Source organism: Pseudarthrobacter adonitolis (assembly GCF_055412845.1).
This window is the reverse complement of the sequence record NZ_JBVAYW010000042.1, coordinates 1-5,554: the sequence shown is the minus strand read 5'-3', so window position 1 is coordinate 5,554 and position 5,554 is coordinate 1. Positions and strand designations below refer to the sequence as shown.

The window sequence follows — 5,554 nt, the reverse complement described above, 5'->3', positions numbered from 1 at the left end:
GTGTGTGGGAAATCTGGTTACAACATTGTGGTGTTGTTATGGTGTTGTGTTTTTGTTCCCTGCAACGATCCGTCGGTGACGGGTTTGTTGTTTGGGAACCACATAGTGGACGCAAGCAGTCTTGTTTTCTTTTTACCACCCGTGGTTGCAAACCCCTTTTGAATGGGTTTGCAGGGGTGGTGTGTGGTGTAAGTTATCGGCCTATTAGTACCGGTCAGCTTCACGAGTCGTTAGTCCTCGCTTCCACATCCGGCCTATCAACCCAGTGGTCTGGCTGGGGGCCTCTCACACACAAGGTGTATGGAAATCTCATCTCGAAGCGAGCTTCCCGCTTAGATGCTTTCAGCGGTTATCCCATCCGAACGTAGCTAATCAGCGGTGCACTTGGCAGTACAACTGACACACCAGAGGTTCGTCCGTCCCGGTCCTCTCGTACTAAGGACAGCCCTTCTCAAATTTCCTGCGCGCGCAGCGGATAGGGACCGAACTGTCTCACGACGTTCTAAACCCAGCTCGCGTACCGCTTTAATGGGCGAACAGCCCAACCCTTGGGACCTACTCCAGCCCCAGGATGCGACGAGCCGACATCGAGGTGCCAAACCATGCCGTCGATATGGACTCTTGGGCAAGATCAGCCTGTTATCCCCGAGGTACCTTTTATCCGTTGAGCGACGGCCATTCCACAATGTACCGCCGGATCACTAGTCCCGACTTTCGTCCCTGCTCGAGATGTCTCTCTCACAGTCAAGCTCCCTTGTGCACTTACACTCGACACCTGATTGCCAACCAGGCTGAGGGAACCTTTGGGCGCCTCCGTTACTTTTTAGGAGGCAACCGCCCCAGTTAAACTACCCATCAGGCACTGTCCCTGACCCGGATTACGGGCCGAAGTTAGATGTCCAAAGTGACCAGAGTGGTATTTCAACGATGACTCCACCCGAACTGGCGTCCGGGCTTCAACGTCTCCCACCTATCCTACACAAGCCACTCCGAACACCAATACCAAACTATAGTAAAGGTCTCGGGGTCTTTCCGTCCTGCTGCGCGTAACGAGCATCTTTACTCGTACTGCAATTTCGCCGAGTTTATGGTTGAGACAGCGGGGAAGTCGTTACTCCATTCGTGCAGGTCGGAACTTACCCGACAAGGAATTTCGCTACCTTAGGATGGTTATAGTTACCACCGCCGTTTACTGGGGCTTGAATTCTCAGCTTCGCCGTAAGGCTAACCGGTCCTCTTAACCTTCCAGCACCGGGCAGGAGTCAGTCCGTATACATCGTCTTGCGACTTCGCACGGACCTGTGTTTTTAGTAAACAGTCGCTTCCCCCTGGTCTCTGCGGCCCCGATCCCCTCCCACCAGCAAGTGGTGTTCAAGGTTGGGGCCCCCCTTCTCCCGAAGTTACGGGGGCATTTTGCCGAGTTCCTTAACCATAATTCTCTCGATCGCCTTAGTATTCTCTACCTGATCACCTGTGTCGGTTTGGGGTACGGGCGGCTAAAACCTCGCGTCGATGCTTTTCTCGGCAGCATAGGATCACCAAATCCCCCCGTGAGGGGGTCCCATCAGATCTCAGGCATCATGAACGGCGGATTTGCCTACCGTTCGCCCTACATCCTTAGACCGGGACAACCATCGCCCGGCTTGGCTACCTTCCTGCGTCACACCTGTTAATACGCTTGCCTCCCAGGATCAGGTCCCGCGCTCCACCAAAACCCTCACACCACAAGGGCGATCGGGCAGGTATCGGGCGGTTAGTATCCCCTGTTCAACATGGACGGTTTTTCGCCGGTACGGGAATATCAACCCGTTGTCCATCGACTACGCCTGTCGGCCTCGCCTTAGGTCCCGACTTACCCAGGGCAGATTAGCTTGACCCTGGAACCCTTGATCATTCGGCGGACGGGTTTCTCACCCGTCTTTCGCTACTCATGCCTGCATTCTCACTCGTGTAGGCTCCACCGCTGGTTTACACCGCGACTTCACTGCCCACACGACGCTCCCCTACCACTCCAGACGCCTGAACCAACCCCACAAAGGAGGCGGCTTAGCTAATTATCTGAAATCCACAACTTCGGCGGTGTACTTGAGCCCCGCTACATTGTCGGCGCGGAATCACTTGACCAGTGAGCTATTACGCACTCTTTTAAGGATGGCTGCTTCTAAGCCAACCTCCTGGTTGTCTTCGCAACTCCACATCCTTTCCCACTTAGCACACGCTTAGGGGCCTTAGTTGGTGGTCTGGGCTGTTTCCCTCTCGACTATGAAGCTTATCCCCCACAGTCTCACTGCTGCGCTCTCACTTACCGGCATTCGGAGTTTGGCTGACGTCAGTAACCTTGTAGGGCCCATTAGCCATCCAGTAGCTCTACCTCCGGTAAGAAACACGCAACGCTGCACCTAAATGCATTTCGGGGAGAACCAGCTATCACGAAGTTTGATTGGCCTTTCACCCCTACCCACAGCTCATCCCCTCCATTTTCAACTGAAGTGGGTTCGGTCCTCCACGACGTCTTACCGTCGCTTCAACCTGGCCATGGGTAGATCACTTCGCTTCGGGTCTAGATCACGCCACTGCAACGCCCTATTCAGACTCGCTTTCGCTACGGCTTCCCCACACGGGTTAACCTCGCGACGTAACACTAACTCGCAGGCTCATTCTTCAAAAGGCACGCCGTCACACCCATACAGACAAGCTGCAGATGCTCCGACGGATTGTAAGCACACGGTTTCAGGTACTGTTTCACTCCCCTCCCGGGGTACTTTTCACCTTTCCCTCACGGTACTGGTCCGCTATCGGTCATTAGGGAGTATTTAGGCTTATCAGGTGGTCCTGACAGATTCGCACGGGATTTCTCGGGCCCCGTGCTACTTGGGATACTCTCCAGGCGGCACAAAACATTTCGGTTACGGGGCTCACACCCTCTCTGGCCGGCCTTTCAAGACCGTTCACCTATGCCTGCACATCACACCTCACCAGTCCGGCAGAACTGGTATGGAAAGTCCCACAACCCCGACCATGCAACGCCCGCCGGCTATCACACATGGAACGGTTTAGCCTGATCCGCGTTCGCTCGCCACTACTGACGGAATCACTATTGTTTTCTCTTCCTGCGGGTACTGAGATGTTTCACTTCCCCGCGTTCCCTCCACGCACCCTATGTGTTCAGATGCGGGTCACCAGGCAGCTCGCGCCCCTGGCGGGGTTTCCCCATTCGGACACCCTGGGATCACAGTCCGGTTATCGACTCCCCCAGGCTTATCGCAGATTCCTACGTCCTTCTTCGGCTCCTAATGCCAAGGCATCCACCGTGTGCTCTTAAAAACTTGACCACAAAAGATCAAAAACGCTAATTTTCGAGAGAACCACGAAAACCACCCGGACACCACCACCACAACCCAAAGGCCACAGCAACAGACGCCCGGACAGATCCAGGTTCATATTCTTGGAAATTGCTTCTTATAAAAGATGCTCGCGTCCACTATGTAGTTCTCAAACAACAACCCCGTACCACACACCCCACACACAAAAGTGCGCGCTCGATGCAGCCAGGAAACCAGAAACAAACAAGTACCGGGAAAAACCCGGCCCTGTTGCCTCAGGACCCAACAGTGTGCCAAACACTAAACCACCCACCCCACTCCCGCACCGTTCCAGGCAGAGAAGCCATCCCGAAGGACAACCAACCACCGTACTAGGCAAGGAGAAGAACACGCGGCCGCTATTCGTTGATATTCCACCCTTGAGCACCCGCCGCAGAACTAGCGTCTGCGCAACGGGCATATACTCCTGACAAACCCCCACACCACATACATGGCATGAACAATTTGTAGGTGCTCCTTAGAAAGGAGGTGATCCAGCCGCACCTTCCGGTACGGCTACCTTGTTACGACTTAGTCCCAATCGCCAGTCCCACCTTCGACAGCTCCCTCCCACAAGGGGTTAGGCCACCGGCTTCGGGTGTTACCAACTTTCGTGACTTGACGGGCGGTGTGTACAAGGCCCGGGAACGTATTCACCGCAGCGTTGCTGATCTGCGATTACTAGCGACTCCGACTTCATGGGGTCGAGTTGCAGACCCCAATCCGAACTGAGACCGGCTTTTTGGGATTAGCTCCACCTCACAGTATCGCAACCCTTTGTACCGGCCATTGTAGCATGCGTGAAGCCCAAGACATAAGGGGCATGATGATTTGACGTCGTCCCCACCTTCCTCCGAGTTGACCCCGGCAGTCTCCTATGAGTCCCCGCCATAACGCGCTGGCAACATAGAACGAGGGTTGCGCTCGTTGCGGGACTTAACCCAACATCTCACGACACGAGCTGACGACAACCATGCACCACCTGTAAACCGACCGCAAGCGGGGCACCTGTTTCCAGGTATTTCCGGTTCATGTCAAGCCTTGGTAAGGTTCTTCGCGTTGCATCGAATTAATCCGCATGCTCCGCCGCTTGTGCGGGCCCCCGTCAATTCCTTTGAGTTTTAGCCTTGCGGCCGTACTCCCCAGGCGGGGCACTTAATGCGTTAGCTACGGCGCGGAAAACGTGGAATGTCCCCCACACCTAGTGCCCAACGTTTACGGCATGGACTACCAGGGTATCTAATCCTGTTCGCTCCCCATGCTTTCGCTCCTCAGCGTCAGTTAATGCCCAGAGACCTGCCTTCGCCATCGGTGTTCCTCCTGATATCTGCGCATTTCACCGCTACACCAGGAATTCCAGTCTCCCCTACATCACTCTAGTCTGCCCGTACCCACCGCAGATCCGGAGTTGAGCCCCGGACTTTCACGGCAGACGCGACAAACCGCCTACGAGCTCTTTACGCCCAATAATTCCGGATAACGCTTGCGCCCTACGTATTACCGCGGCTGCTGGCACGTAGTTAGCCGGCGCTTCTTCTGCAGGTACCGTCACTTTCGCTTCTTCCCTACTGAAAGAGGTTTACAACCCGAAGGCCGTCATCCCTCACGCGGCGTCGCTGCATCAGGCTTTCGCCCATTGTGCAATATTCCCCACTGCTGCCTCCCGTAGGAGTCTGGGCCGTGTCTCAGTCCCAGTGTGGCCGGTCACCCTCTCAGGCCGGCTACCCGTCGTCGCCTTGGTGAGCCATTACCTCACCAACAAGCTGATAGGCCGCGAGTCCATCCAAAACCACAATAAAGCTTTCCACCCCCCACCATGCGATGAGGAGTCATATCCGGTATTAGACCCAGTTTCCCAGGCTTATCCCAGAGTTAAGGGCAGGTTACTCACGTGTTACTCACCCGTTCGCCACTAATCCCCCAGCAAGCTGGGATCATCGTTCGACTTGCATGTGTTAAGCACGCCGCCAGCGTTCATCCTGAGCCAGGATCAAACTCTCCGTTGAAGTAAAACAGACACAACCACCAACCCCGGAAATAACAGGATAAAATGGCTGCACAAAATTTGAAACCAGCTGTAAAAACCAGACCACACCACGGGGTGGCATAATCCAGTCAATTCAACCAATTCAATACAATAAATTGGTATCAACAAACTTGGCACACTATTGAGTTCTCAAACAACAGACACA

Annotated in this window: 2 rRNA genes; both read right to left on the bottom strand. The window is 54.6% G+C overall.

The window, feature by feature from the left end:
- Nucleotides 1–183 precede the first annotated feature (183 nt).
- Nucleotides 184–3,332, bottom strand: a 23S ribosomal RNA gene (locus tag ACZYZ4_RS19235).
- Nucleotides 3,333–3,844: 512 nt separating this feature from the next.
- A 16S ribosomal RNA gene (locus ACZYZ4_RS19230) occupies nt 3,845–5,368 on the bottom strand.
- Together the 16S and 23S rRNA genes form the textbook arrangement of a ribosomal RNA operon.
- Between the last annotated feature and the right edge of the window lie 186 nt (nt 5,369–5,554).